25 protein-coding genes are annotated in these 26,932 nt (G+C 74.1%); 8 read left to right on the top strand and 17 right to left on the bottom strand.

What is annotated here, in order from left to right:
- The first annotated feature begins 70 nt into the window (after positions 1-70).
- Positions 71-865, top strand: a complete 795-nt coding sequence (locus ACA361_RS24185; RefSeq protein WP_375015294.1) for an alpha/beta fold hydrolase — start codon at positions 71-73, stop codon at positions 863-865.
- A gap of 5 nt (positions 866-870) precedes the next feature.
- On the opposite strand, the gene ACA361_RS24190 is transcribed toward ACA361_RS24185, so the two are convergent.
- The 5 genes from ACA361_RS24190 to ACA361_RS24210 are packed head-to-tail and all read right to left on the bottom strand — an operon-like array spanning position 871 to position 5,883.
- The gene (locus tag ACA361_RS24190) at positions 871-1,995 is read right to left on the bottom strand and encodes an AAA family ATPase (protein ID WP_375015295.1); all 1,125 of its coding nucleotides are present in this window, start codon (positions 1,993-1,995) and stop codon (positions 871-873) included.
- The gene (locus tag ACA361_RS24195; RefSeq protein WP_375015297.1) at positions 1,982-2,767 is read right to left on the bottom strand and encodes an RNA ligase family protein; all 786 of its coding nucleotides are present in this window, start codon (positions 2,765-2,767) and stop codon (positions 1,982-1,984) included. The genes ACA361_RS24190 and ACA361_RS24195 overlap by 14 nt, the downstream gene beginning before the upstream one ends.
- Positions 2,768-2,811: 44 nt before the next feature.
- Positions 2,812-4,074: an RNA polymerase sigma factor gene (locus ACA361_RS24200; RefSeq protein WP_375015299.1), complete on the bottom strand. Its 1,263-nt coding sequence runs from the start codon at positions 4,072-4,074 to the stop codon at positions 2,812-2,814.
- Positions 4,071-4,433, bottom strand: coding sequence for a YciI family protein (locus ACA361_RS24205; RefSeq protein ID WP_375015301.1), 363 nt, complete (start codon positions 4,431-4,433; stop codon positions 4,071-4,073). The genes ACA361_RS24200 and ACA361_RS24205 overlap by 4 nt, the downstream gene beginning before the upstream one ends.
- Positions 4,345-5,883, bottom strand: a complete 1,539-nt coding sequence (locus ACA361_RS24210) for an MFS transporter (RefSeq protein ID WP_375015303.1) — start codon at positions 5,881-5,883, stop codon at positions 4,345-4,347. Before ACA361_RS24210 ends, ACA361_RS24205 begins: the two co-directional genes overlap by 89 nt.
- 53 nt (positions 5,884-5,936) lie before the next feature.
- Here ACA361_RS24210 and ACA361_RS24215 point away from each other — a divergent pair, with 53 nt between their 5' ends.
- Together ACA361_RS24215 and leuS are read left to right on the top strand one after the other, a co-directional pair.
- A complete protein-coding gene (locus ACA361_RS24215) occupies positions 5,937-6,572 on the top strand; it encodes a TetR/AcrR family transcriptional regulator (RefSeq protein WP_375015305.1) in 636 nt (211 codons plus the stop codon).
- Positions 6,573-6,795: 223 nt separating this feature from the next.
- Positions 6,796-9,591 (top strand): leucine--tRNA ligase, encoded by a 2,796-nt coding sequence (leuS, locus tag ACA361_RS24220; RefSeq protein ID WP_375015307.1) that lies wholly within the window; start codon positions 6,796-6,798, stop codon positions 9,589-9,591.
- Here the strand turns inward: leuS and ACA361_RS24225 are convergent.
- Both ACA361_RS24225 and ACA361_RS24230 read right to left on the bottom strand, forming a co-directional pair.
- Positions 9,551-9,772 (bottom strand): hypothetical protein, encoded by a 222-nt coding sequence (locus ACA361_RS24225; protein WP_375015309.1) that lies wholly within the window; start codon positions 9,770-9,772, stop codon positions 9,551-9,553. The genes leuS and ACA361_RS24225 overlap by 41 nt on opposite strands.
- Positions 9,769-10,572 (bottom strand): methyltransferase domain-containing protein, encoded by an 804-nt coding sequence (locus ACA361_RS24230; protein ID WP_375015311.1) that lies wholly within the window; start codon positions 10,570-10,572, stop codon positions 9,769-9,771. The genes ACA361_RS24225 and ACA361_RS24230 overlap by 4 nt, the downstream gene beginning before the upstream one ends.
- Before the next feature lie 30 nt (positions 10,573-10,602).
- Here ACA361_RS24230 and ACA361_RS24235 point away from each other — a divergent pair, with 30 nt between their 5' ends.
- A complete protein-coding gene (locus ACA361_RS24235) occupies positions 10,603-12,081 on the top strand; it encodes a PLP-dependent aminotransferase family protein (RefSeq protein WP_375015312.1) in 1,479 nt (492 codons plus the stop codon).
- Between the two features lies 1 nt (position 12,082).
- Positions 12,083-12,847, top strand: a complete 765-nt coding sequence (locus tag ACA361_RS24240; protein WP_375015314.1) for an aminoglycoside adenylyltransferase family protein — start codon at positions 12,083-12,085, stop codon at positions 12,845-12,847.
- 46 nt (positions 12,848-12,893) lie between these two features.
- Here ACA361_RS24240 and ACA361_RS24245 read toward each other — a convergent pair whose 3' ends face one another.
- From ACA361_RS24245 to ACA361_RS24255, 3 genes are read right to left on the bottom strand one after another with little or no spacing between them, the layout of a single operon-like run.
- The gene (locus ACA361_RS24245; protein ID WP_375015316.1) at positions 12,894-13,847 is read right to left on the bottom strand and encodes an NAD(P)-dependent alcohol dehydrogenase; all 954 of its coding nucleotides are present in this window, start codon (positions 13,845-13,847) and stop codon (positions 12,894-12,896) included.
- The gene (locus tag ACA361_RS24250) at positions 13,844-14,077 is read right to left on the bottom strand and encodes a helix-turn-helix transcriptional regulator (RefSeq protein WP_375015318.1); all 234 of its coding nucleotides are present in this window, start codon (positions 14,075-14,077) and stop codon (positions 13,844-13,846) included. Before ACA361_RS24250 ends, ACA361_RS24245 begins: the two co-directional genes overlap by 4 nt.
- On the bottom strand, positions 14,071-14,511 hold the full coding sequence (locus ACA361_RS24255) for a hypothetical protein (protein WP_375015320.1): 441 nt from the start codon (positions 14,509-14,511) through the stop codon (positions 14,071-14,073). The genes ACA361_RS24250 and ACA361_RS24255 overlap by 7 nt, the downstream gene beginning before the upstream one ends.
- Positions 14,512-14,791: 280 nt before the next feature.
- Here ACA361_RS24255 and ACA361_RS24260 point away from each other — a divergent pair, with 280 nt between their 5' ends.
- Complete coding sequence (locus tag ACA361_RS24260; protein ID WP_375015322.1) at positions 14,792-16,315, top strand: FAD-dependent monooxygenase; 1,524 nt, start codon at positions 14,792-14,794, stop codon at positions 16,313-16,315.
- A gap of 25 nt (positions 16,316-16,340) precedes the next feature.
- Here the strand turns inward: ACA361_RS24260 and ligA are convergent, their stop codons facing one another.
- On the bottom strand, positions 16,341-18,335 hold the full coding sequence (gene ligA / locus ACA361_RS24265) for an NAD-dependent DNA ligase LigA (RefSeq protein WP_375015324.1): 1,995 nt from the start codon (positions 18,333-18,335) through the stop codon (positions 16,341-16,343).
- 264 nt (positions 18,336-18,599) lie between these two features.
- Between ligA and ACA361_RS24270 the strand changes: the two genes are divergently transcribed.
- Positions 18,600-19,382, top strand: coding sequence for a glycosyltransferase family 2 protein (locus tag ACA361_RS24270; RefSeq protein ID WP_375015326.1), 783 nt, complete (start codon positions 18,600-18,602; stop codon positions 19,380-19,382).
- Between the two features lie 119 nt (positions 19,383-19,501).
- Here ACA361_RS24270 and ACA361_RS24275 read toward each other — a convergent pair whose 3' ends face one another.
- The 3 genes from ACA361_RS24275 to ACA361_RS24285 all read right to left on the bottom strand — a co-directional run bounded on the left by ACA361_RS24275 (position 19,502) and on the right by ACA361_RS24285 (position 22,276).
- Complete coding sequence (locus ACA361_RS24275) at positions 19,502-19,921, bottom strand: Atu4866 domain-containing protein (protein ID WP_375015328.1); 420 nt, start codon at positions 19,919-19,921, stop codon at positions 19,502-19,504.
- Positions 19,918-21,324: an amidohydrolase family protein gene (locus tag ACA361_RS24280; protein ID WP_375015330.1), complete on the bottom strand. Its 1,407-nt coding sequence runs from the start codon at positions 21,322-21,324 to the stop codon at positions 19,918-19,920. The genes ACA361_RS24275 and ACA361_RS24280 overlap by 4 nt, the downstream gene beginning before the upstream one ends.
- A 106-nt stretch (positions 21,325-21,430) precedes the next feature.
- Positions 21,431-22,276 (bottom strand): helix-turn-helix domain-containing protein, encoded by an 846-nt coding sequence (locus ACA361_RS24285; RefSeq protein ID WP_375015332.1) that lies wholly within the window; start codon positions 22,274-22,276, stop codon positions 21,431-21,433.
- Positions 22,277-22,386: 110 nt separating this feature from the next.
- On the opposite strand from ACA361_RS24285, the gene ACA361_RS24290 reads away from it, so the two are divergent.
- Positions 22,387-23,232, top strand: a complete 846-nt coding sequence (locus tag ACA361_RS24290; RefSeq protein WP_375015334.1) for a helix-turn-helix transcriptional regulator — start codon at positions 22,387-22,389, stop codon at positions 23,230-23,232.
- 229 nt (positions 23,233-23,461) lie between these two features.
- Here ACA361_RS24290 and ACA361_RS24295 read toward each other — a convergent pair whose 3' ends face one another.
- The 3 genes from ACA361_RS24295 to ACA361_RS24305 all read right to left on the bottom strand — a co-directional run bounded on the left by ACA361_RS24295 (position 23,462) and on the right by ACA361_RS24305 (position 26,855).
- Positions 23,462-24,658 carry an NAD(P)/FAD-dependent oxidoreductase gene (locus ACA361_RS24295; protein WP_375015336.1) on the bottom strand — a complete coding sequence of 399 codons (1,197 nt, stop codon included), beginning with the start codon at positions 24,656-24,658 and terminating at the stop codon, positions 23,462-23,464.
- A 157-nt stretch (positions 24,659-24,815) separates the two neighbouring features.
- On the bottom strand, positions 24,816-26,252 hold the full coding sequence (locus ACA361_RS24300) for an MFS transporter (protein ID WP_375015338.1): 1,437 nt from the start codon (positions 26,250-26,252) through the stop codon (positions 24,816-24,818).
- A 21-nt stretch (positions 26,253-26,273) separates the two neighbouring features.
- Positions 26,274-26,855, bottom strand: coding sequence for an NADPH-dependent FMN reductase (locus tag ACA361_RS24305; RefSeq protein ID WP_375015340.1), 582 nt, complete (start codon positions 26,853-26,855; stop codon positions 26,274-26,276).
- Positions 26,856-26,932 lie beyond the last annotated feature (77 nt).

The following is a 26,932-nucleotide window of genomic DNA, read 5'->3' on the forward strand; positions in this document are numbered from 1 at the left end:
GAGTTCCGCGCCGCCGGCCGGTCTGCCCAGATCGAGGGCCGGGATCCGCCCGGCCGCGACGGGAGGTCCGATGGAGACGGTACGGTCGGCCGACGGCACGGTCATCGCCTACGAGCGCGCGGGATCGGGGCCGCCCGTCGTGCTGGTCGCCGGGGCCACCTGCGACCGGAGCGTGAGCGCCCCGATCGCCGAACTGCTGTCCGCGCACTGCACGGTGCTCAACTACGACCGGCGCGGCCGCGGCGACAGCGGTGACGAGGCCGTCGGCGAGTACTCCCCGGCGCTGCTGCTGGAGCGCGAGATCCAGGACCTGCGGGCGGTGATCGGCGCCGCCGGCGGCGCGGCCGGCGTGTGGGGATCGTCCTCGGGCGCGATCCTGGCCGCCGAGGCGGCCGCCGCCGGCCTCCCCGTCACCCGGCTGTCGATGTGGGAGCCCCCCTACGGGCTCACCGAGGAGGACTCCCGCGGCCACCTGGAGTACGTCCGGCGGCTGCACGAGCTGCTGATCGCCGGCCGCCACGGCGACGCCGCAGAGCTGTTCTTCCGCGCGGCCGAACTGCCCGAGGAGTTCATCGCCGGCATGCGGCAGTCGCCGATGTGGGCCGGCCTGGAGAAGATCGCCCCCACCCTGCGCTACGACGCCGCCGCCCTCGGCGACGGGCTGCTGCCCGCCGGCCGGCTCGGCGCGCTCCGCATCCCCGCCCAGGTGCTCGACGGCGGCGCCAGCGCCGGCATGCTGCGGGCGGCCTCGCGCGCGGCCGCCGAGGCCCTGCCCGACGCCACGTACCGGACCCTGGAAGGGCAGGAGCACAACGTCGCCGCGGAGGCGATCGCGCCCGCCCTGGCCGGGTTCTTCTGCCGCTGAGGCGCTCAGCCGGCCGGCAGCCAGTCCACCCGGTGCGCCTCGGTCGGGTCGGGGGTCTCCCAGCGCCGCACCAGCCGGTCGACCACCGCGTCCGGCACCGGCGCGGGACGGGACCGGTTGCGGCGCCGCAGCACCTCCGGCGGCGCCTCCAGCGCGACCAGCTCGATCCGCCCCCGGTAGCCGGCGATCAGGCCGGTGCACCGCTCGCGCAGCGTGCGCGACACGTTGGTGGCGTTCCAGACGAAGGAGCGCCCCGCGCGCAGGTGCTCGCGCGCCCGCTCGTGCGCCGCGGCCGCCACCGCCCCCTGGTCGCCGGCCGGATCCACGCCCAGCTCGCCGCGGATCCGGTCCAGGCTCACCACCGGCAGGTCCGGGCGGTTGCGCTCGATCCAGGTGTCCTTGCCCGCCCCCGGCAGCCCCGACAGCACCGTCACCGTCAGCCGCGTGTCGTCGTAGGCGGCGTACGCGGGGTCGCGGCCGGGCCTGCGGAAGTACCAGAACCGCGCGTGCTCGGACGGGAACTCGCGCGGCCCCTTCAGGCAGTGCTCCTCGGCGCAGTACTCCCGGTACAGCTCGATGCTGTCCAGCACCTCCGCGGTGTCGCCGCACACGCGCCCGAGGATGTCGGCGGTGGCCAGCAGCACCAGGTCGTCGTTGCGGGCCAGCAGGCTCGCCCGGAACGCGATCCGCTGCAGGTCGGGCCGCTCCAGCGCCCAGAACGGCACCTGGTGGTGGCGCACCAGCGCCGCGACGTGCTCGCGCCAGGCCACCGGCGCGCCCAGCTCCCACAGGATCCGCCGCACCATCAGGTCGCCGCGCCGCGAGTGCCCGTGCGCGGTGATCCGGCCGTCGTCGCCGGTCTGCGTGCAGTACGGCTTGGCGACGTCGTGCATCAGCACGGCGGTGAACAGCCGCACCCGCTCGGCCGCCGGCCGCGCCCGCCACTCCGGCAGCTCCGCCAGCGCCTCGCACGCCATCCGGGTGTGCACCGCCACGTCGCCCTCGGCGTGGTGCACCGGGTCTTGCGGGACGCCCTCCAGCGCGCGCACCCAACTGAACGTCGCGCAGATCGCCGGCCACGGCACCTCCCACCGCGGCGGCGCCGGGCACAGCTCCTCAAACACCCGCATACAGCACCTCCGGATCGGCCAGGCCGTTGGGAACGATCGGCCGGTCCTGCCAGTGCGTCCCCGCGTCCAGGATCGCGGTGAGGAACCCCGGCCGCACCCACTTGAAGCGGCCGACGGTCCGCCCGCCCTCCTCCACCTTGACGTAGAGGCCCTCCATCTCCTCGGCGGCGTCGGTCTCTCCCGCGACCCGCTCCGGATCGGCGCCGCCCGCGGCCGCCGCCTCGCGCAGCGCGTCCCGCCACCGGCCGGTACGGCACGTCGAAGGGCCGGCGAGCGCGGTCAGCTCCGGCAGCCGCCGCAGCGTCCCCTCGTACAGGACCGGGACCGGCACCACCGGCGTGCCCTCCAGCAGCTCGCGGCGCCGCCGCGTGGACAGGAACGTCCCGTCCTGCTGGTCGAGCACGTCGAACTCGCAGAAGTAGTGGGGGAGCGCGTCGTAGAACATCGTGTGCTTGGCGTAGAGCCACTCGCCGTACATGACGTACCGCTCGCCGAGGCGCTCCCACAGCGCGTGCTGGACCGCCGCCGCCCACGCCTTCAGCGGCCCGAACTGCCGCTCGCGCGGCCCGCCGGTCAGGAAGTGCCCGCGGCTCTGCAGCCGCAGCTCCCGGCCGGGCCCGAAGCTGATGCCGCAGTTGGCGCCGTCCAGCTTCTCCTCGACGACCAGGTACCGCCCGGCGATGTCCCGGAACGGGACCGCGGCCAGGTCGTGGTCGCCGGGCTGGAGCCGGGACCCCTCGATATGCCGGGTCCGGGGGTACTTGTGCAGCATGTCTGCCGTTGTAGCGTGCCGCGTTCCGGCCCGCCAACCGAATATCAGCCGCGCAGGCGCTCCGCCCGGCCCTCCAGGTAGCGGCGCTCGGGGAGGCTGGCGGTACGGCGCGCCGCCGTCCGGTACGACTCGCGCGCCGCCGCGTCGTCGCCGGCCATCTCCTGCAGGTGCGCGCGCACGGCGTCCAGGCGGTGGTGGCGGGCCAGCCGGTCGTCGGCGGCCAGGCCCGCCAGCATCTCCAGCCCGGCGTCCGGGCCGCGCACCATCGCGGCCGCGACGGCGTGATTGAGCGAGACCATCGGGTTGGGCGCGACCTTGGCCAGCAGCTCGTACAGCCCGAGGATCTGCGGCCAGTCGGTGTCCTCGGCGCGGCCGGCCTCGGCGTGCACCGCCGCGATCGCCGCCTGCAGCTGGTACGCGCCGACCGGCCCCTGCGGCAGCGCCGCCGAGACCAGCGCGACCCCCTCGTCGATCGCGGCCCGGTCCCAGCGGCCGCGGTCCTGCTCGGCCAGCGGGATCAGCTCCCCGCCGGGCCCGGTGCGGGCGGCGCGGCGCGCGTCGGTCAGCAGCATCAGCGCCAGCAGCCCGGTGACCTCCCCGTCGCCGGGCAGCAGCGCGTGCACGGCGCGCGCCAGCCGGATCGCCTCCGCGCTGAGGTCCTCGCGGCGCAGCTCGGGGCCGGCCGTCGCGGTGTAGCCCTCGTTGAAGATGAGGTACAGCACGTGCAGGACGGCCGCCAGCCGCTCGCCGCGCTCTGCCGCGGCCGGCATCCGGAACCGCGCCCCGGCCGCCTTGATCCGCTGCTTGGCCCGGCTGACGCGCTGCGCCATCGTCGCCTCCGGCACCAGGAACGCGTGCGCGATCTGCGCCGTGGTGAGGCCGCCCACGGCGCGCAGCGTCAGCGCGACCTGCGAGGCCCCCGACAGCGCGGGATGGCAGCACAGGAACAGCAGCGTCAGCGTGTCGTCGCGTTCGGCCGGGGCCGCGGCGTCGGCGGCGGGCGCCACCGCCTCGCCGCCGGGCCGCGCCAGCGCGTCGGCGACCTCGCGCCGCCGCCGAGCCTGCTCGCTGCGCACCTGGTCGGCCATCCGGCGCGCGGCGACGGTGACCAGCCAGCCGTGCGGGTTGTCCGGCACGCCCTCGGCCGGCCACTGCTGCGCCGCCGCCAGCAGCGCCTCCTGCACGGCGTCCTCGGCGGCGTCGAAGTCGCCGTAGCGGCGCACGAGCACGCCGAGGACCCGCGGCGCCAGCTCCCGCAGCAGGTCCCCGGAGTCGCCGGGATCCCCGGCGTGCCCGTGCCCGCTCACATCTCCGTCCCCGACGAGAACATGATCGGCCGGACCTCCACACCCAGGAAGCCGGCCTCGGGCATCTGCCCGGCGATCTCCAGGGCGCGCTCGCGGCTCTCGCAGTCGATCACGTAGTAGCCGGCCAGGTACTCCTTGGCCTCGGCGAACGGCCCGTCGGTCACCACCGGCACGCCGTCCTTCAGCCGGACGGTCGCGCTGGTGGACGGGCTGGCCAGGGCGTGTGTGACGACCATCTCGCCGCGCTCCTCCAGCATCTTCTGGAAACCCTCATGGGCGTTCATGATCTCGTTGCGGCGCTCCTCGCCGAGCGCCTCGAACGCCTCGTCGTTCATCTGGATCATCAGCAGGAACTTCATGCCGGTCCTCCTCGTGTCGCGGCCCCCGTCGCGGGCGCCTGTCACCCCGTGGTCGGAGCCGGCGGCCCCGTCTCGACGTCCTCCGGGAAGAAATCCTGGCAGAGTTCCCGGCGGGCCCGTGCGGACGGGGCAGGGCGGCGGCCAGCGCGGCCACGGCCGGCAGGAGCGCCGCCATCGCCAGGAACGCCGCGCCGTGGCCGGGCAGCGTCACCAGGACCGCCAGCCCGAGCGCGCCGCCCGCCTGCTTGGCGGTGTTCATCAGCCCGGAGGCGGCCCCGGCGTCGGCCGGCGCGGCACCGGCGGTGACCGCGGCCGTCAGCGGCGTGTTCAGCAGCCCGCCGCCGGCCGCGATCAGCACCGCCGGGCCCAGCAGCGCGCCCGCGTACCCGGCGGCCGGATCGGCCCCGGCCTGCCAGGCGAAGCCGGCGGCCGACAGCAGCGCTCCCGCGGCGATCAGCGTGCGGCCGCCGACCCGCTCCATCAGCCAGGGCGTCGCACGCATCCCGATCGCGATGGTCAGCAGCGTGTGCGGCAGGAACCCGAGCCCGGTCCGCAGGCTCCCGTAGCGCATCGCGTCCTGCATGAAGAGCGTGAGGAAGAACCACATCGGGTTCAGGCACGCGCCCGCCAGCAGCATCGCCGCGTTCCCCACCAGGACCGGGCGCGCCCGCAGCAGCCGCGCCGGGACCAGCGGCTCGGCCGCCGTTCGCGCCTCGACCAGCACGAACACCGCCAGGACGAGCGCCGCCGCGGCCAGCACCCCCAGCGTGAACGGGTCGCTCCACCCGCGCTCGCGGGCCTGGGTGGCGCCGAACGTGAGCAGCATCAGCCCCGCGGTGACCGCCGCCGCTCCGGGCACGTCGAGCCGCCGCCGCTCACCGGGACGCCCGCCGGCGGGACCGATGACGGCCGCGGCCGCGGCGAGGGCGGCGGCGCCCACCGGGACGTTGACCAGCAGCACCCAGCGCCAGGACAGGAACTCGGTGAGCGCCCCGCCGACCAGGTTGCCCGCCGTCCCGCCCGCCAGCCCGACGGCCGTCCAGGCCGCCAGCGCCCGGGTCCGCTGCGGGCCCTCCGGGATCGCCGCGGTCAGCAGCGTCAGCGTCGCCGGTGCTAGGACGGCGGCGCCCAGGCCCTGCGCTGCGCGCGCCGCCACCAGCACGCCCGGCGCGGTCGCCAGGCCGCCGGCCAGGCTCGCGGCCGTGAACAGCGCCAGCCCGGCGGCGAACACCCGGCCGCGCCCGTACAGGTCGGCCAGCCGCCCGCCGAGCAGCAGGAACCCGGCGAACGGCAGCGCGTAGGCGTTCACCACCCACGGCAGCCCGGCCGCGCCGAACCCCAGCCCCGCCCGGATCGAGGGCAGCGCCACGTTCACGACCGAGACGTCCAGCACGACCATGAACTGCGCCGCGCAGGCCAGGACCACCACCGCCGCACCGCCGCGCCGCATGGGCCACCCCTCCTCAAAACAATGTGATTACATTGCTTTGCTAGCCTACCCGGGTGACCCCGAGCGAACGCCGGACCCGCGGCCCCGGATCCCAGCACGAGCGGCGCCGCCGCGAGATCGCCGACGCCGTCCTGGAAGTCGTCGCCGAGCACGGCCTGCCCGCGGTGTCGCTGACCGCGGTCGCCGCCCGCGCGGGCGTCTCGCCCGGCCGCGTCCAGCACTACTTCCCGGCCAAGGACCGGCTGATCGAGGCCGCGTTCGACCGCGGCAACGAGCGCAGCGAGGCGCGCATCGCCGCCAAGACCGGAACGGGCCCGGACGCCGCCCGGCCGCGGCACGTCCTGACGATCGTGCTCACCGAGCTGATCCCCTACGACGGCCCGACCCGCGCGCACATGCGCGTCCGGCAGTGGTTCACCGGCCTCGCGCTCGCCGACGACGCCATCGCCGCGCGGATGCGCGCCGACTACGCCCGCCTCCACGAGCGGCTCGCCGGCCTGCTGCGCGGCGACCGCGTCCCCGAGCCCGGCGCCGAGGCCGTCCGGCTGGTCGCCCTCGCCGAAGGGCTCGCCTACTACGTCCTGATCGGCGTGACCCCGGCCGCGGCCGCCCGCGCGCAGGTGCTCGACGCCGTCGCCGCCGCCTACGAGGGACGGCCGCGGCGCGGCACCGGCGGCCCCGACTCGTAGGCCGCCGCCCGTCCCCGGTGCCGGGGGAGCGCTCCTCCCGGGCGGGCGCCGTTCAAATCGCGCGACCGATCAGGGAGGCGAGGGGTATTCTCGCCGCATGGCCCATATGCGGAGCCTGCTCCTTCTCGAGCCGCGTTGACCCACTGAGTCGACGCGGCCGCCCCTCATGCGCTGAGGGGCTTTCTCATTTCCTGGACCGGGCGGATTCCCCATGGTGAGGACGATGAACGAGAAAGAGCGGGCCGACACCCCCTACCGCTACGACGCGCGCATGGCCGGCGAGATCGAGCTGCGCCGCCAGAGACGCTGGCACGAGCGGGGCGCCTTCGACTCGCCCAATCCGGCGGGACCGCTGTCGGGCGGATTCGCGCGAATGGCCGGGCGCCGCCCCTTCTACGTGCTGGACATGTTCCCCTATCCCAGCGGCGCCGGACTGCACGTCGGCCACCCGCTGGGCTACATCGCCACCGACGTGCTCGGCCGCTACAAGCGCATGACCGGGCACCACGTGATGCACACCTTCGGGTACGACGCGTTCGGGCTGCCCGCCGAGCAGTACGCGCTCGACACCGGCCGCCACCCCCGCGAGACGACCGCCGCCAACATCGCCGCCTACCGCCGCCAGCTGCGCCGGCTCGGCCTGGCCCACGACGCCCGCCGCGAGATCTCCACCACCGACCCCGCGTACTACCGCTGGACGCAGTGGATCTTCCTGCGGCTGTTCGGCTCCTGGATCGACGAGCGCACCGGGCGTGCCCGCCCGATCGCCGAGCTGGAGGAGGAGTTCGCCTCCGGCGCGCGCCCCGTCCCCGGAGACCGCCCCTGGACCGCCCTGACCGCGCCGGAACGCCGCCGCATCGTCGACGGCCACCGGCTGGCGTACGTGTCCGAGGAGCCCGTCAACTGGTGCCCCGCCCTGGGCACCGTGCTGGCCAACGAGGAGGTCACCGCAGGCGGCCGCAGCGACATCGGGGACCACCCCGTCCACCGCCGCCCGATGCGACAGTGGAACCTGCGCATCACCGCGCTCGCGCGGCGGCTGATCGACGACCTGGACCTGGTCGACTGGCCCGAGTCCGTCAAGCGGATGCAGCGCAACTGGATCGGCGCCGCCGACGGCGCCCGCGTCCGCCTGCGGCAGGCCGGCGGCGGTGCCGAGGTCGAGGTCTTCACCACCCGCCCCGACACCCTGTACGGCGCGACGTTCGCGGCGCTGGCCCCCGAGCACCCGCTGGCGGACCGGCTCGTCCCCGGCGCCTGGCCGGACGGCACCCCCGCGCAGTGGCGCGGCCCGCACGCCACCCCGCGCGACGCCGTCGCCGCGTACCGCGAGCGCGCCGGTCGCCTCAGCGACCGGCAGCGCACCGCCGGCACCGGCCCCGGCGCGTTCACCGGCGCCCACGTCGTCAACCCGGCGACGGGCGCGCCGATCCCGGTGTTCCTGGCCGACCACGTGCTGATGGGGTACGGGACCGGCGCGATCATGGGGGTGCCCGCCCACGACCGGCGGGACATGGGCTTCGCCCGCGCCCACGGCCTGGAGGTGCGCGCCGTGCTGGCCGGCGGCGACGGCGACGGGGACGGCGGCACGTACCGCGCCGGGATCGCGGGCCCCGCACTGGCGGGCCTGACCGTTCCGGAAGGGATCGCGGCGGCCGTCCAATGGCTGGAACGCACCGGCCACGGGTACGGAACGCGCTCCTACCGGCTGCGCGACTGGCTGTTCTCCCGGCAGCGCTACTGGGGCGAGCCGTTCCCCATCGTGTACGACGAGCACGGAATGCCGGTCGCGCTGCCCGACACGATGCTGCCCGTACTGCTCCCGGAGATGACCGACTTCCGTCCCGAACCGCATCAGGACGCGGACAGCGAGCCCGTACCGCCGCTGGCCAAGGCCGCGGAATGGGCGACCGTCGAACTCGACCTGGGCGACGGGCCGAAACGGTACCGCCGCGAACTCAACACGATGCCGCAATGGGCCGGCTCCTGCTGGTACTACCTGCGTTACCTGGACCCGGCCAACGACGAGGCGTTCATCGACCCCGAGGTCGAGCGCTACTGGATGGGGTCCGGCGGCGTCGACCTGTACGTCGGGGGAGTGGAGCAGGCCGTGCTGCACCTGCTGTACGCGCGGTTCTGGCACAAGGTCCTGTACGACCTGGGGCACGTCTCCACGCCCGAGCCGTTCGGGAGGCTGGTCAACCAGGGGTACGTGCTGGCCGACGCCTACACCGACGAGCGCGGCATGTACGTACCGGCCGCCGAGGTCGAGCGGGACCGCGGCGGCGGGCCGTCCTACCGGGGCCGGCCGGTGACCCGCCGCGCCGGCCGGATGGGCAAGAGCCGCAAGAACGGCATCGCCCCCGACGAGATCTACGACCGGTACGGCGCCGACACGCTGCGGCTGCACGAGATGGCGATGGGCCCGCTGGACGCCGACCGGCCCTGGCGGACCGACGGCATCGCGGGCGTGCACCGCTTCCTGCGGCGGCTGTGGCGCGTCGTCGTCGACGAGGAGACCGGCGCCGCCCGCGTCACCGGCACCGGCCCTGACCCGGACACGCTGCGCCGCCTGCACCGCACCATCGCCGCCGTCCGCGCCGACTTCGAGGCGATGCGCTACAACACCGCCATCGCCCGGCTGATGGAGCTGACCGGCCACGCCGCCCGGCTGCCGGAGCCGCCGCGCGCGCTCGCCGAGGCCCTGGTCCTGATGGTGGCCCCGCTCGCCCCGCACATCGCCGAGGAGCTGTGGGAACGCCTCGGGCACCGCGAGCCGATCCTGTACGCGCCGTTCCCGGACGCCGACCCCGACCTGGCCGCCGAGCCGGCCGTCACCATCCCCGTCCAGATCGACGGCCGGACCCGGTTCACCCTCGACGTCCCCGCCGGCGCCGGCGAGGAGGAGATCGAACGGCTGCTGACCGGGCACGACGGCTTCGCCCGCCACACCGCGGGCCGTACCGTCCGCCGCCTGGTCATCGTGCCGGGCCGGATCGCCAACGTCCTGACCCGCTGACCGGCGCGGCGGCGGCCCGGCCCGCCGCCGCGCGCAGGTCGGACCGGACGCGCTCGGCGTCGCGGTCGGCCGCGTCCGTGCTGCCGGCCAGCGGCGGCCAGGGCCCCGGCCGGCTCCGGTGCGCCCGTTCCAGCGCGTACACCAGCGTCACCACCAGCAGCAGCGCGGCGAGCGCGGTCACGGGTTCACCGCCAGCGCCTTGAAGAAGGTGTAGTGGAAGGTGCCGCCGTCCTCGGCGGTGCGGCGCAGGTCGGCGATGCCGCGGTCGAAGGCGTCCGCGGAGGTCAGCCCGGCGGCGACCGCGCCGTCCCGGACCGCCTCGACCATGGCGGTGAAGGTGTCGCGGGTGAAGCCCTCCACCAGTGCCGGGCGCGTACGGTCGGCGTAGACCGTGCGCGGCCGCACCGTCACGTCCGCGTACCCGGCGGCCGACAGCAGCGGCTGGAGGCGGCGGCCGATCAGCCCGTCCCCGCCCGCCGCGGCCTGCAAGGACACCAGGTGGCCGATCGCCGCCCGCGCGGCGGGGCTGTCGGGGTGGAAGAACGCCGACCCGTGGTCGCCCTCGATCACCGTGATCGTCCCGCCGGGGCGCAGCACCCGCCGCAGCGCGGCCAGCGCGCCCCGCGGGTCGCGCAGATGCTCCAGGACGAAGCAGACGAAGAGGTGGTCGAACGTCCCGTCCGCGAACGGCAGGTCGAACAGGTCGGCGCGATGCCACTCCACGCCCGCGACGCGCTCCCTGGCCTGCGCGAGCGACTCGGCGGAGACGTCGACCGCGACCAGCCGCGCCCCCGGGCTGTTGCGCACCAGATGCGCCGTCTGCGCGCCGACCCCGCAGCCGACCTCCAGCACGCTGCTCCCCGGCCGGTAGACCGTGCCCGCGTGCAGCAGGCCGGCGAGCGTGTCCGCCTGATCGCCGAGGCGGCGCGCCTCGCGCTCGGAGTAGCCGTGGACGTAGGAAGGGGTGATGGCGGTGTTCATGCCGTCCACCGTCCCGCCACAATGGACCGTGTGGACAGAGCCAAACAGGCGCGGCCCGACGGGTCCAAAACCGCCGGCGCGGACTTCCTCCAGCTGGACGTCCGCGAGGCGCCCGCGGGCGGGCTGTCGGACTGGCTCGCCGGCCGGCTCCGGCAGGCGGTCTCCGACGGCCGGCTGCCCGTGGGGGCGCGGCTGCCCGCCACCCGCGTCCTGGCCGCCGACCTGCGCGTCTCGCGCGGCGTCGTCACCGAGGCGTACCAGCGCCTCATCGAGGACGGCCACGCCGCGGGCCGCGGCCGCCTCGGCACCGTCGTCGTCGCCGCCCCGGTCACCGCCGCCCCGCCGCCCGCGCGCGCCGTCCCCCCGGCGGCGCCCTTCGCGGCCGGCCCCGGCGCCGACGCCTTCGACGCGCTCCGCGCCGCCCCCGCCCGCATCGACCTGACGCCCGGCCTGCCGGACCTGGCGGCGTTCCCCCGCGCCGCCTGGCTGCGCGCCGAACGTTCCGTGCTGTCCACCCTGGAGACCGCCGGCCTCGGGTACGGGGACCCGCACGGCACCCCCGAACTGCGCCGCGCCGTCGCCGGCTGGCTCGCCCGCAACCGCGGCGTCCGCGCCGACCCCGCCGACGTCGTCATCGTCGCCGGCACCGCCCAGGCGCTCGGCCTGCTCGCCCGCGTCCTCGCGGAAACCGGCGTCACCGAGATCGCCGTCGAGGACCCCGGCTCCCTCGGCACCCGCCAGCACCTCGAGCACTGGGGCATGCGGACCCCGCCCGTCCCGGTCGACGCCGGCGGGATCCGCGTCGACGCGCTCCGCGCCACCGGCGCCCCGGCCGTCCTGCTGACGCCCGCCCACCAGTTCCCGACCGGCGCCGTGCTGGCCGGCGACCGCCGCCGCGACCTCATGGACTGGGACGGCCTGATCATCGAGGACGACTACGACGCCGAGCACCGCTACGACCGCCCGCCCGTCCCCGCCCTGCACTCCATGGTCCCCGAGCGCGTCTTCTACGCCGGCAGCGTCTCCAAGCTCCTCGCCCCCGCCCTGCGCATCGGCTGGGTGATCGCGCCGCCCCCGTACCGCGACGCCCTGGTCGGCGCCAAGCGGTTCGCCGACCTCGGCAACGCCGCCCTGCCGCAGCTGGTGCTGGCCCGCCTGATGGAGTCCGGCGAGATGGAGCGCCGCCTGCGCCTGGTCCGCCGCCGGCACCGGCGCCGCCGCGACGCCATGATCGGCGCCATCCGGGCCCACCTGCCCGGCGCCACCGTCCACGGCGCCGCCGCCGGCCTGCACCTGACGATCACCTTCGACTCGCCCGTACCGGCCACCGCGCTGGCCGCCGCCGCGCTCGACCGCGGCGTCAAGGTGCATCCCCTGTCCTGGCACCGCCGGCTCCCCGGCCCCGAAGGGCTCGTCCTCGGGTACGCCGCCACCCCGCCCACCGCCATCACCGAGGCCGTCGCCACCCTCGCGACGCTCCTGCGGGGACCGGCGAGGAAAGGTACGTGAAGTGACGCAGACCGAACGGGTCGTCCGGCTGGCGCACGAGGTGCTCGGCCCGAACCTCATCGGCCTGTACCGGCACGGGTCCGCCGTGCTCGGCGGGCTGCGGGCGACCAGCGACATCGACGTGCTCGCCGTCGTGCGGCGGCCGGTCACGGCGGGGGAGCGGCGCGCGCTCGTCGGCGGGCTGCTCCCGATCTCGGGGATGAACGACCCGCTGCGCCCGGTCGAGTTCACCGCCGTCGTCCGGTCCGCGGTCCGCCCCTGGCGCTACCCGCCGGAGTGCGAGTTCCAGTACGGCGAGTGGCTGCGCGCGGAGTACGAGCGCGGCCACGTCCCCGCCCCGGAACCCGGCCCCGACCTCGCCCCGCTGCTCACCATGGTCCTGGCGGGGAACAGCGCCCTGTACGGCCCGCCGCCGGGGGAGGTCCTCGACCCGGTCCCGCACGAGGACCTGCGGCGCGGGATCACCGCCGGCGTCCCGGAACTGCTCGCCGAACTCGACGACGACACCCGCAACGTCGTCCTCACCCTCGCCCGGATCTGGACGACGCTGGCGACCGGAGAGATCAGGTCCAAGGACGCCGCCGCCGCGTGGGCGATCGCGCACCTGCCGGAGGAGCACCGCCCCGTGCCGTCCCACGCGCGAGCCGTCTACCTGGGCACCGAGGCGGAACGCTGGGACGGCCTCCGGTCGCGCCTGCGCCCGTACGCCGACCACGTGACCGGCGAGCTGGCCCGGCTGGCGGAAGCCCCCGCGCCGCGCGGCTGACCAGGCTCCCCGTTGAGCGGCGCCTCGGAGTCAGTCGCCCTCGGGGTCAGTCGATCGTGATGACGAGCTTGCCGGGCGCGTTGCGCGCCACGAGGTCGCCCACCGCCGTGGCGGCCTCCGCCAGGGGGTACGTGCGCCCGACGGCAGGCCGTACGGCCCCGGCCTCGATGAGGTCGCGCAGCGCGTCCAGGTCGGCGGTACGGGTCAGCGAGATCGGCGTCTCCACGCGGCGGCGCGCGAACAGGCCGCCCAGCCGGGCGGCCGGCAGCCGGCCGAGCCCGCCGAACCACCGGCCGCCGCCCTCGCCGCCGACGAGGACGAGCCGGCCGCGCTCGCTCAGCAGCCCGCGCAGCAGCGCCGGCGGCCGGCGGCCCGCGATGTCGATGATCAGGTCGTAGGTGCCGGTGAGCGGCTCGCGCGTGTAGTCGATGACCGCCTGCGCGCCCAGCGACCGGACGAGGCCGTCCTTGGCCGTGCTGCACACGGCGGTGACGTGGGCGCCGCCCGCGGCGGCGAGCTGCGTCGCGAAGCTGCCCACCCCGCCGCCGGCCCCGATGACCAGCACCTTCTCGCCCGCGGCGACTTTGCCGACGGCCTTCAGCGCGGTCACCCCCGACACCGGTACCGCCGCCGCTTCGGCGAAGCTCAGGTTGGCGGGCTTGCGGGCTAGCTTGCCCGGGCGGGCCAGCGCGAACTGCGCGTACGCGCCGGTCGCCGCTCCGTACACCTCGTCGCCGGGACGGAACGCGGTCACGCCGGCGCCCACGGACTCCACGACGCCGGCCACGTCCATGCCCGGCACGCGGGAACGGGGCCGGCGCAGGCCGAAGCCGAGGCGGCCGATGAGCGGCAGCCCGGTCATGACGTGCCACACGCCGTAGTCGACGCCGGCCGCGCGCACCCGCACCAGCACGTCGCCGGCGCCGGGCGCCGGGATCGGGACCTCACCGAGGCTCAGCACGTGCGGCGGGCCGTACTCGTCCTGGACGATCGCCCTCATGAGGGGTCTCCTTCGGTGTCGGGATACTGGAAGACCTCGTCGAGCCCGACCCGGAACACCCTGGCGAGGCGGAACGCCATCTCCAGCGAGGGGGAGTAGCGGCCCTGCTCGATCGCGATGATGGTCTGGCGCGTGACGCCGACCCGCTCGGCCAGCTCGGCCTGGGTCATCTCGCCGTGCGCGAACCGCAGGGCCCGGATCGTGTTGGTGACCCGCGTCGGCTTCACCACGACTGGAAGCCGCCCTTGCGGTACGCCATGATCTTGGCGACCGAGCCGAGCACCGAGGACAGCACGAACGCCAGGTAGACGGCGTTGGCGATCCAGAAGTGGCGCAGCTCGGCGACGGCCATGAGCAGTGCGGCGAGCGCGCCGATGACGACGAACGACTGCCCGATGCGGCCACTGGCATGGTCGATCTCGCGGTCGCGCTCGTCGGTGCGGCCGTCGCCGCCCGCGACGGCCGTCGCGATGCGGGCCGCGATCGCGGTGCCGATGCCGGCGGCGATGGCGGCACCGATCGTCCACAGCAGGGCCGCCGCGTAGGGGACCTCGGCGAGCGGGCGGCCGCCGTCGGCCCGGCCCAGCACGATCGCCACGTAGATCGCGTACGCGCCGGCGGAGACCACGATCGTCATCCAGGCGCGCTTCTCCTCGAAGGCCATGCCCGCAACGTAAAACGGACCGGACATCATGTCAAAGATTATTTACATGATCGTCGGCGCCGGGCGCCCACCCGAGGTCGTGATCGCGGGGCCGGAAAAGCGTTGGACGGGTGGCGTGCCGGACCGGTAGCTTGCGGCCGAACCGTGACTCCGCCCGGGGAGGTGAGACCCATGAACGCTGTATCGACGTGGGTGCTCCTCCCTCCCGTCACGGCCGGCGACTGACGTAGGTGTCGCCGGGAGCGCCTCACCACCCAGGCACTCCCGAAAGGCAACACCCATGCACTCTCAGCAGTTCACCGCCGCGCCGCCGCCGAACGGCAGGACCGGGCGCGCCCCCCTCACGCACGACGTGATCATCGCCGGCTGCGGGCCGACCGGCGCGATGCTGGCCGCCGAGCTGCGGCTGCACGGCGTGCGGGTCCTCGTTCTGGAGAAGGAGACCGAGCCCAAGTCGCCCGTCCGCATCGTCGGGCTGCACGCTCGCAGCCTCGAGCTGCTGGCCATGCGAGGCTTGCTGGACCGCGTCCTCCCGCACGGCAGGCGGCGCCCGGCCGGCGGCTTCTTCGCCGCGATCGCCAAACCCGCGCCCAAGGACCTGGACTCCGCGCACGCCTACCTGCTGGGCATCCCGCAGCCGGTCATCGAGCGCCTTCTCGAAGAGCACGCCGTCCAACTGGGCGCGCAGGTCCGCCACGGTCGCGCGCTGGCCGGCTTCGAGCAGGACGGCGAGGGCGTGACCGTCGAGCTGGCCGGCGGCGAGCGGCTGCGCTCGCGCTACCTCGTCGGCTGCGACGGCGCGCGCAGCACGGTGCGCAAACTCCTCGGCGTCGGCTTCCCCGGCGAGCCCGCGCGGAGCGAGACGCTGATGGGCGAGGTCGAACTGGGAATGCCGCCGGAGGAGATCGCCGCCAGGCTCGCCGAGATCGGCGATACCGGTGGGCGGCTCCAGCTCAGGCCGTTCGGCGGAGGGGTCTACAGCGTCGTGGTCCCCGCCGCGGGAGTCGCCGACCGCGCGGAAGCGCCCACCCTGGAGGACTTCAGGGAACAGTTGCGCGCCTTCGCCGGAACCGACTTCGGCGTGCGCTCCCCGCGCTGGCTGTCCCGCTTCGGGGACGCCACCCGGCTGGCCGACCGCTACCGCGTCGGGCGGGTGCTGCTGGCCGGCGACGCCGCGCACATCCATCCGCCCATCGGCGGGCAGGGCCTCAACCTGGGCGTGCAGGACGCGTTCAACCTCGGCTGGAAACTGGCTGCGCAGGTCCGCGGCTGGGCGCCGGAGCCGCTGCTGGACACCTACCAGGCCGAGCGCCGCCCGGTCGCCGCGGACGTGCTGGACAACACCCGCGCCCAGACGGAGCTGCTGTCGGGCGGGCCGGGCCCGGAGGCCGTGTGCAGGCTGCTCACCGAGCTGATGGACCTCGACGAGGTGAACCGCCACCTGATCGAGAAGATCATCGGGATCGGCGTCCGCTACGACCTCGGCGCGGGCCCCGACCTGCTCGGCCGCCGCCTGCGCGACATCGACGTGCGGCAGGGCCGCCTCTACGACCTGCTGCATCGCGGCCGCGGCCTGCTGCTGGACCGCACCGGGCGCCTGACCGCCGGCGGCTGGTCGGACCGGGTCGACCACCTCGCCGACCCCGCCGCGGCGCTGGACGCTCCGTGCGTCCTGCTACGTCCCGACGGCCACGTCGCCTGGGTCGGTGACGATCAGCGGGACCTGGACGGCCACCTCGCTCGCTGGTTCGGCGACCCGAGCCGAGCAGACGAGGGCACCGGCGCGGACCTGCGCCCGGCCTGACCCGCGAACGTCGGCCGGGCGCGACTCATCCGATGACGCCGGCCTCGGCGAGCCAGCGCCACAGCCGCTCCTGGTCGACGACGGTGACGCCGAGCTTCTCGGCCTTGGTGGTCTTGGCGGCGCCGACGTTGTCGCCGGTGAGCAGGTAGTCGGTGTTCGCCGAGACCGAGGAGGCGGTGGTCGCGGCGGCCTGCTCGACCAGCCGGGTGACGTCCGGGCGGCTGATCTTGGCGCCCGAGCGCGGGTCGGTGAACGCGCCGGTGATCACGACCGAGCTGCCCTTGAGCGGCGAGTCGCCCGCGGCGGCCGCGTCGACCGGCCGGTCCTCATCGAGGACGTCGAGGTTCACCCCGCGCTCGCGCAGCGCCGCGATCTCCTCCCGGACCTCCGGGCGGGCGAAGAAGCCCGCGATGCTCTCGGCGGCCTTGGGGCCGATGTCGCGGATCGCCACCAGCTCCTCGGCGGTGGCGGCCGCGACGTCCTCGATGCGCTCGTACCCGGCCAGGCACAGGCGCTTGGCGGTGCCTTCGGAGGCCATCGGGATCGCCAGCCCGATCAGCGCGCGCCGCAGCCCCATGCCCTTGGACGCGGCGATCGACTCGACCATGTTCCGGGCGCTGACCTCGCCCATCCGCTCGTAGCCGAGCAGCTGCTCTGCGGTCAGGTCGTAGAAGTCGCTGCGGCGCCGCAGCACGCCGTCCTCGGCGAGCTTCTCGATCCAGGTGTCGCCCACGCCCTCCATGTCGGCCGCCTGCCGCGACGCCCAGTGCATCAGCCGCCGCGTCGCCTGCGCCGGGCACTGCAGGTTCAGGCACCAGCGCTCCTCGCCGGTGCCGCGGACCTCCAGCTCCGAGCCGCACGACGGGCAGTGGACCGGCGGCACGATCTCGACCTCGCTGCCGTCGCGGCGCTCGGGCAGCGAGCGTCCCGCGAACGGGATCACATCGCCGCGCCGCACCACCGCCACCGTGTCACCGATCCGCAGGTCGCGCTCGCGGATCAGCCGGGGGTTGTGCAACGTGATGTTCTCCACGGTCACGCCGCCGACGAACACCGGCGCGACCTTCGCGCGCGGCGGCACGCGGCCGATCTTGCCGACCGGCCACTCCACCGACAGCAGCGTCGTCAGCTTCTCCTCCGGCGGGTACTTGAACGCGATCGCCCCGCGCGGCTCGGCGCTGTTGAACCCCGCCGCGTCGAACGCCGCCGGCTCGTGCAGCCGCACCACCGCGCCGTCGATGTCGTAGTCCAGCCCGTCCCGGCGGCCGCCGATCTCGCCGATCGCCTCCAGCACCTCCTCGGCGCTCGCGCACACGTACTGCGCGACCGGCTCGAAACCCGCCGGGATGTCGATCGCGGCGCCGTCCCGATCGGCGCCGAACGCGAAGAACCGCAGCAGCCGCTTGGCCTTCGCCGCCGCCTCCGGGTCCTTGAGCACCAGCGTCCCGGCGGCGCCCGAACGCGGGTTGGTCAGCGTCCGGTCCGGGTGCGCCTCGTTGTAGGCCGCCCACACCGACCGCAGCATCACCGCCTCGCCGCGCACCTCGACCCGCCCCGGCTCCTCGATCCGGGCCGGCAGGCCCGGGATCACGTGCCGGACCTTCTCGGTCACCAGCTCGCCGACCGCGCCGGTGCCGCGGGTGGCGACGTAGTCCAGCCTCCCGCCGGTGTAGACGACCGAGAGCGAGAGCCCGTCGAGCTTCTCCGACACCCGGAACACCTGGCCGCCGAACCGCTGGCAGAACGTGCGGATCTGCTCCTCGCCGGTCGCCTTGGCCAGCGACAGCATCGGGCGGGCGTGGCGCACGGTCGGCCCGGCCAGCTCCGCCGGCGCGTTCACCCTGCCCAGCGGGCTGTCGGCCGGCTCCAGCTCCGGATGCTCGGCGACCAGCGCCGCCAGCTCGTCCTTCAACGCGTCGTAGTCGGCGTCGGGCAGCGGGCTGTCGCCGGTGCCGTAGTACAGGTCGTTCAGCCGCTTGACCTCGGCGGTCAGCTCGGTGATGCGCTTCGCAACGTCCACCCCTCGATTAAACGCGATGCCACCGACACTGCCCGCCACCCCTCCGCCGAGCGGGAGCGTCGGCTTGCCTGGAAAGCCGCCCACGTCCTGATTAACGCGCGGTTCACCTGCCGATAGGCCGGTGCCCACTTGTGACGTCGATCACTTTCCATTGCCGATCGCCGCATTCCGCGAACGGTTCGCCCCGTAGGCGGCCGCGCTACCGGCATATCCCAGCCAGCGGCCCATATAACCAAGTCACGGGTGATGCAAGAAGTGCACGTCATGTCCGTCATCACACCTGTCTACAAGCCCGATCCTGAACTGCTGCGCCAGGCATATGAATCTCTCGCCGGACAGGACCTTCCGGATAATTGGAAATGGGAGTGGATCGTCCAGGAGGACGGTGAAACGGGGGTCGCCGAGAACGTCCTGCCGGCCGACCCTCGCATCAGGTTCGGAACCGGCCGGCGCTCCAGTAGCTCCCTGACGAGAAACCTCGGTCTCGCCAGGTCGCACGGCGAGCTCATCAAGAACCTCGACGCCGATGACGTCCTCACCGCCGGTGTCCTGGCGCGGGACATCGAGATCCTGAGTTCGGACCAAGGTGTCCACTGGACCGCTTCCCGCGCACTCGATCTCTTCCCGGACGGTTCGACGGTGGCCGTCGAGGACCGCCTGCCGCCGGGCCGGCTCGAACCGGGGGTGGTCTTCGAGCAATGGAAGGCCGATGGGTACCGGCTTCCCGTTCATCCCACGACCCTGTGCATCCGCCGAAAGCTGGCCACGGCGCTCGGCGGCTGGATGGCGGTGCCGGGTTCGGACGACTCGGGTCTGCTCATTTCGGCGAGCATGGTCAGCGCCGGACACTTCCACGGTGAGATCGGGCTGCTGTATCGCAAATGGCCGGGACAGGTGACCGCCCAGTCCGCTCACTATGCGGAGACCGAATGGAATTCGCGCATGAGCCTGATCCGCGAACGCGCCGAGTCGTTCGCCGAGATCTGGCCGCAGAACGGCCTTCTTCCGGTGACCGAGGCCGACACGGCCCGCGCCGCGACCGGATGACGGTGAAACACCCTCCGCGGTGGCTGGTCGGTGCAGTGCCGCTCGGTCTCCTGCCCGCCGTCCGCCGGGTTCGCTGATGTCGCGAGGCGGCGCGCTGGGGCTTCCGTCCTGGAGGCGGGTCAACGCTCGCGGTACAGGACGAGGTGTTCGTGGTAGAGGACGCCGTCGCGGACGTCGCCGGTGGCGGTGAATCCCAGGTCGTCGTAGTAGTCGATGTGATCGCCGGTGACGGTGTAGCGGCCGGTGTAGGCGCGTTCGCGGCCGTCGCGGGCCTCCTCGTAGCGGCCGGTGGGCAGGAGTTCCTGGCGGATGCGGCCGTCGGCGGTGACCCACATGCCGACGTGCGGGTGCGGTCCGGTGGTGATGGTCCGAGCGGTCACGGAAGCCTCCGGGGCGGTGGTCGTCGATCTATCCGTTGCGGTGGTGTTCATGACGGCGGGGCCGGGGCGCTGGCAGGCGACGGTGGCCATGACCGTGAGCAGGCAGGCGGCGAGCACGCGGAGCATCGCGGCGTTCTTGTCGTGCCGGGCGGCGGTCATGCGCGGCCGGCGGCGCGCAGGACGTTGTCGCGGGAGGCGCGGACTTCGTCACCGAGGGCGGTCACGTCGACGTCCAGGACGGTGCCGGCCCATTTGCGGGGGTTCCCGGCGACGAAGACGGCGTCGATGTTGCGGGGGTCGGCACCCAGGACGAGGGTGCCGACCGGGTCGTTGAGCGGCATGGTGTTGAGGTCTTCGGCGCCTACGAGCAACAGGTCGGCCTGCTTGCCGGGGGTGAGGGATCCGGTGGTGTCGCCCAGGCCGATGCTGCGGGCGCCCGAGGCGGTGGCGAGGTCCAGGACGTCGGCGACGCCGATGCGCTGGGGCCGGGCCTCGGTGGCGTAGGCGGCATCGACGGCGCGCATCCGCTGGATGGCGAGAAGGGCGCGCATCTGGGTGAACATGTCGCTGGCGAGCGCGACCTCGACGTCGATGCTGAGGCCGGGCCGGATGCCCGCGGCCAGGGCCTCGTCGATGGCGGGGACCGCGGTCTCCAGGCCGATCTGGGCGTCAGAGGTGGGGGCGAGGGCGACGTTGGTGCCGGTGGCACCCATGGCCCGCCAGGCGTCGGCGGTCAGGTTGGTGCAGTGGATGAGGGAGACGTCGGGGCCGAGCAGCCCCGCCTTCTCCCATTCCATCACCGCGGCCGAGGACGGGGCGCCGAAGACGGCGTCGACGCTGACGCCGATGCCCAGTTCCCGGGCGGTGCGGGCCAGGCCGGGCCCGTAGGCCAGGTCGGGACCGGCGATCTCGTCGGTGGCCAGGGTGGCCATGCGCAGGGTCAGGAGCCGGTCGTCGGTGGAGAAGTACTTGTCCTTCAGCCGGGCCAGGTCGCCGGGCCACTGGCCGTCCCAGTCGCCGAAGTGCGGGCGCATGGAGGCGTGCACACCGCGGATGCCGGTGTCGGCGAGGGCCTGGATCGCGCTGTCGGAATGGGCGGCGCTGCGGGAGTTGTGGGAGAAGTCGAGCAGCGTGGTGATCCCGCCGTCCAGGGCGGTGAGCGCCGCCAGGCGGGTGCCGACGTACACGTCGTGGGGGGTGTAGGCGGGGGCGAGGCCGGCCAGGGTGGAGGTGACGTAATCGCCGAGGTCGTCGACGTCGGGCATGATCCGGCGCAGTTGGGCCTCCCAGGCGTGCCGGTGGGTGTCGACGAAGCCGGGAGCCAGGATGAAGCCGTGCGCGTCGATGACCACGGCCCCATCGGCGGCGCCCTGTGCGGCCAGGCCGGGGCCGATCGCGGCGATGGTCTCGCCCTGGATGAGCAGGTCCGCCTTCGGCAGGGTGCCGAGCCGCGGGTCCATCGTGACCACGGCGGCGCCGGTGAGCAGGACGCGGCGGCCGGGGTCGGCGGCCTGGCGGCGTAGCCGGTCGAGGATCTGGGCGCGGGGGGCGCTGGTGTTCATGGAGATGCCCTTCGCAGGTTCCGGCAGGTCGTTCCCGCCGGTGGTGTCGAGTCTGCGCACGGCGGGGGGCGGCTGGAAGGCCGCCGGTTTCCTGGGAGTGCGGTACCTAGGAACGCCTCCCGGCATCGGCCGTACCGGCGCTCCGAGAAGCGAGCGCGCCGAGCAGGACCAGGGCGTCGGCGGAGGGTGAGCCGGGCTCCGCCTGGTAGGTGAGGAGTCGCTGGCCCGCCGCCCGGGCGATGGGGAAGACCTCGGCGGTGAGGCGGAGCTCGCCGACCTCGGGATGCAGCAGGCGCAGGTGGCGGCGGGCGACCACGGCGGCTTCCGGGGCGGCCCACAGGCGCGCGAACGCGGCGCTGTTGATCGACAGCTCGCCCACCAGGGCGATCAGCCGGGGGTCGTCGGGGGCTTCGCGTACGGCCCGGCGCAGGTCGGCCACCGCGTCGGCGGCCGCCCTGTTCCAGTCGGCGAAGTGATCGGCCGCGGCCGGGTCGAGGAAGACCATGCGCAGGACGTTGTCGTCGCGGGTGAGGTGCCCGTGCAGGACGGAGGCCAGCGCGTTGCGGGCCAGCACGTCCTGGGCGGTGTCGATGACGATCGCGGCCACGCCGCTCCAGCCGTCCATGAGCCGCCGGACCTCCGGGGAGATCCGCTCCCGGCGAGCGGGGCGGCTGCGGCGGGTGGCCGGCCGGGCCAGCCGGTACAGCTGCGCGGTGGCCTCCTCGTCCAGGTGCAGGGCCCGGGCCAGTGCCGCGGCGGTCTGCCAGGAGGGCCGGGCGGCGCGGTCCTGTTCCAGGCGGGCGTAGTGGCCGGTGCTGATGCCCGCCGCCGCGGCGATCTCGTCGCGGCGCGCGCCTGGCACCCGCCGCCGCGCGTCCGGCCGCCGGTCGGGCCGCAGCAGGTCGCGATGCCTGCGCAGGAAGCCTCCGAGGGTTGGGTCACGATCGTCCACGCCTTGGAGGCTAGGGCGGCGAAAGCCTCCGCCGGGGCGCTCAGGGTGGGTGCGTCACACCCAGGATCACCGAAAGCCCAGAACTACCCATTTATCCCATACTGGGATGCATGAGCAGCAGTACGCCGTTGGGCGAGTTTCTCAGGGCGCGTCGTGAAGGTCTGAAACCCCAGGACGTCGGCCTGCCGGAGTACGGGCGGCGCCGGGTGAAGGGGCTGCGGCGGGAGGAGGTCGCGATGCTGGCGGGGATGAGCGGCGACTACTACGTCCGCCTTGAGCAGGGCCGGGAGTCCAGCCCGTCGCCTCAGGTGATCGAGGCGGTGGCGCGGGCCCTGCTGCTGGACGACGACGCCTCCGATCACCTGCGCCGCCTGGCCCGGCCGCGGGAATTTCGCTTCAGGCGCCCCGTCCAGGCGCAGGTGAGCCCGCAGTTGCTCCGGCTGATGGACGGATTCGCGCACTCCCCTGCCTTCGCGCTGGGACCCGCCCTGGACATCCTGGCGGGCAACGCGATGGCCGGCGCCCTGCACGAGGACTTCTCACCCGCCGACAACCTCGCTCGCATGGTGTTCTGCGATCCGGCGGGTCGGGAGTTCTATCGGGAGTGGGAGCGCGCCGCGCACTCCTGCGTGGCCGCGCTGCGCGCCGCCTACGGCCACGATCCGGACAGCGCACGGATCGCCGAGGTGGTCGCCGGCCTGTCCGCGCAGAGCGCCGAGTTCGCCGACCTGTGGGGCCGCCACGAGGTGAAGTCCAAGACCCAGGAGGTCAAGCACCTGCGGCACCCGCGCGTGGGCGACCTGCACATCCAGTTCTCGGCCTTCACCGTCAACGGCGCTCCGGACCAGCAGCTCGTCGTCTACCAGGCCGAGCCCGCCGGCCCGACCGCCGCCGCCTTCCAGCGCCTGGCCGAACGAGCCGGCACCGCCCGAGCGCAGAAGATCACCACCGGCTGACCAGTGCCGACGGCGAAGCCACGGATTCCCGCCTCTGACGGCGTCTGTCGGGTGTGATCGAGAACGGGCACCGTCCAGCGCACGTGGCAGTGCCCGGCAGCTGTGTCGGGCATCGGTCGCTCGCAGGACCGCCGAGGACCGCATGCGTGCAGCGGTGCCCCGCGGTCGGAGCAACGCCGCACGACATGCAGTCCCTCGATGGGCCGGCCGATCGGCCACGAGAACCTGGTCAGGCTACTCGTTCGATGGCCGGTGCCTGGGCGCGCCCGGCCTGCACCGACTGCCGGCGTTTGCCGTCCTTGAACGCCCACGTGTACGAACCGGGCTTGCGCGCCTCGTCCGCCATCTGCTTGACCAAGCCCGTGTAACTGCTGTGCTTGATCTTCGCGGCGATGCGGCCTCCGATGGAGAACCTGTTGGCGGTGTCGTTCCTGGAGGCGAGCTGCACGGTGGCGGCGCGGCTCCCCAGGCTGACGCACAGGCCGAAGAACCCCACGTTGACGAGCGGGGGCTGCTCACCCGAGATCCGGGCCAGTACCGTGTCGGCGGCGTGCGCGCCCAGCGGGCCGGCGGCCTGGCAGCTCATCCGGAGCGGCAGGTTGGACGGTGCCGCCGAGTCCCCGGCCGCGATGACGCGCCCATCGTCCACGCTGGTCAGCGTCTCGTCGGTGAGCAGGCGGCCCACCTCGTCGGTGCTCAGTCCGCTGCGGGCGGCCAGGTCCGGCACGCCGAACCCGGCGGTCCAGATGGTCACCGCGCTGGGCAGCTCGCGGCCGTCAGCGAGCCGTACGGCATCCGCGGTGACCGTCGTCACCTTGGATCCGGGGCCGTCCAGGACGGTCACGCCGAGCCTGGCCAGCCGCTTGGCCACCGACCGTCGAACCCGGGGATGCAGATACGGGCCGAGCACCCCGCCGCACACCAGGGTCGCGGGGCGGCCCGCCTCCGCCAGCTCGGCGGCGGTCTCGATGCCGAGCATCCCGGCTCCGACCACCGTCACCGCGGCCGTGGAGGGCGCGGCGTCCACGACCGGCCGCAGCCGCTGGGCTTCCTCCAGGGTGGCGATCGGGTAGGCCGACTCGGCGGCTCCGGGTACGTGCGGGCCGGCGCTCCCGCTGCCCACCGCGTAGATCAGGTAGTCGTAGCCGACCGCATCGCCGGATGCCAGCCTCACGCCGCGTCCGGCCGTGTCGATCCGTGTCGCGCTGTCGACGACCAGGCGGACGCCGTCGGCCAGGATCTCCCGGTAGTCCACGACCGGGTCGTCGGCCCCGCTCGCCACCTGGTGCAGGCGGATCCGGTGGACGAAGGCCGGACGCGGGTTGATCAGCGTCACGGTCAGGTCGTCGCGCTGGGTCAGGCGATTGGCGGCCATGACGCCGGCGTATCCGCCGCCGACCACGACCACCGCAGTGTTCTCACTCATGGTGTCTCCTCCGTTTGCAGGGGGTCGGCCACAAGACACGGCGTCACCGATCGCTGTGACAGCATGTGGGCCAGGCCACTCTGGCGCGGGTGGCGTTCCCGGCCCCCACCTCACTCCAGCGCCGCTGCTCTCCGACGTTGAAGAACGCCCGATGCCCTCAGGTCGGCGTTCCCGCCGACAGGTCGGGAGCCGGTGCGGTGGCCGCCCTCTCGGGGACGGCCGCGCCCTGCCCGCCGGCGCGCCGGCCGGGAACGGCGAGGACCGCGATCCCGCCCACCAGTGTCAGCCCGGCCGATACGGCGACGGCGGCGCGCAGGCCGTCGGCCGTGGCGATGTCCGGCCCGGCGACGCCGATGAGCACGGCCAGGCCGACGCCTACTCCGATCTGCATGGCGGTGTTGGCCATTCCCCCGGCGATGCCCTGCTCCCGCGCGGCCACACCGGTACCGGCGGCGGCGAACTGGGTGGGGTAGATCGTGCCCATGCCCATTCCGTACACCGCGATCCCGGCGAGGACGGTGAGATACGAGCCGTCTGACACCATCCCGGCCGCGAGGAGGGCACTGCCCGCCGTCCCGAGAAGGAGCGCGATGATGAGGGTGCCGCGGACACCGATGCGGAGCATCAGCCGCCCGGCGACGAAGTTCCCCATCGCGATCACCGCGGAGAGGCCAAGGAACGCCAGTCCTGCCCGCAGAGCCGTGTAACCCAGCACGTCCTGGAAGTACAGGGTGAGGAAGTACACGACATTCTGCATGGTCGCCCCGAACACGAAGATGATCACGAGGGCGGGGGCGAGATTGCGGTCGCGCAGCAGGCGCAGCGGCATCAGCGGGCTGCGGCTGCGCGCCTCTACGGCGAGGAAGGCTGCCAGCAGCCCGAGCGCGAGCACGGCCGCGATGACGAACGCCGGTGAGGTCCAGCCCGTCTCGGAAACCTCGGCGATCGAGTACACCAGGAGGGTGGCGCCTGCCGTGCCGGTCACCACGCCGGGCAGGTCGTACCCGTGGCCGCGGTCGACCGGCCCGTCCGGCGGCAGTAGCCAGAACGCCGCGGCGGCCGCGGCGACCACCAGCGGTACGTTCACGAGGAACACCGCCTCCCAGCCGAACACGTGGGTGAGCACGCCGCCGAGCAGTGCTCCGAAGCTGAGTCCTCCGGCGCCCGCCATGGCCCACACCGCCAGCGCCCTGACCCGTTCGCGTCCCTCCGCGAACATGGTGTTGACCTGCGAAAGCGTGGCGGGGAACACGATCGCGGCGCCCACCCCCTGGATCGCGCGCGCGGCGATCAGCGTGGCCGGGGAGGTGGCGAGGCCGCCGAGCAGGGACGCGCCGCCGAACGCGATCATCCCCAGAACGAACATGCGGCGCCGTCCCAGCAGGTCGCTCGAACGGCCGCCGAGCAGCAGGAAGCCGCCGAAGAACACGGCATAGGCGCTGATCACCCACTGGGCGGACCGCCCGGAGAAGCCGATCTCTCGGACGAGTTCGGGCAGCGCCACGTACACGATGGTGAAGTCGAGTGAGGTGATGAGGCTGGAGAACGCCAGCAGGGCCAGGCTCAGCCTGGGCTTGGGCGCGGAACGCATCATGGACTCCCGTCGGTAGGAGGCTTACAGGCCGTAGGGACGTGCGGTGCGGGCGTCGCGGAGGGCGCGGGCCCACCAGGCGAGCTGGTCGAGCAGGCCCTTGGCGGCCGCGTCGGCGCCCGCCGCGTCCACGGGCCTGCCGTCGTCGAACTTCTCCCAGCAGGTGTGGAAGCTGACCGTGTCGCGGACGGTCATGGCGTGCAGCTCGGTGAACACCAGGCGGAGCTGCTCGACCGCGCGCAGCCCTCCCGAGACGCCCCCGTACGACACGAAGCCGAGGGGCTTGGCCCTCCACTCGTCCACGAACCAGTCGATCGCGGTCTTGAGAGGAGCGGGGAAGCTGCGGTTGTACTCGGCGGTGACCACCACGAACGCGTCGGCGGCGGCCAGGCGCGGCGCCAGGGTGCGCACCGGCTCGGGAACATCGTCGCCCTCGTCGACGAGGGTGTCGGGCAGGCGGGTGTCGCGCAGGTCGATGACGTCCGTCGTCATGTCCGCGCGCTGTGCGGCCTGGCCGTTGAACCAGTTCGCCACGACGGGGCCGAAGCGGCCCGCGCGGGTGCTGCCGATGATGATCGCAACATGCAGGGGCGAGGTGTCGGACATCGCGTTCCTTTCTCGTCTCGTCGCCGTCTCGACGATGCGGCCGCGCGCTTACCGCCCGCTTCCCGTCCGCTTACCGC

The sequence above is a fragment of the Actinomadura sp. 21ATH genome, from assembly GCF_041951345.1.
Classification (GTDB): Bacteria; Actinomycetota; Actinomycetes; order Streptosporangiales; family Streptosporangiaceae; genus Spirillospora.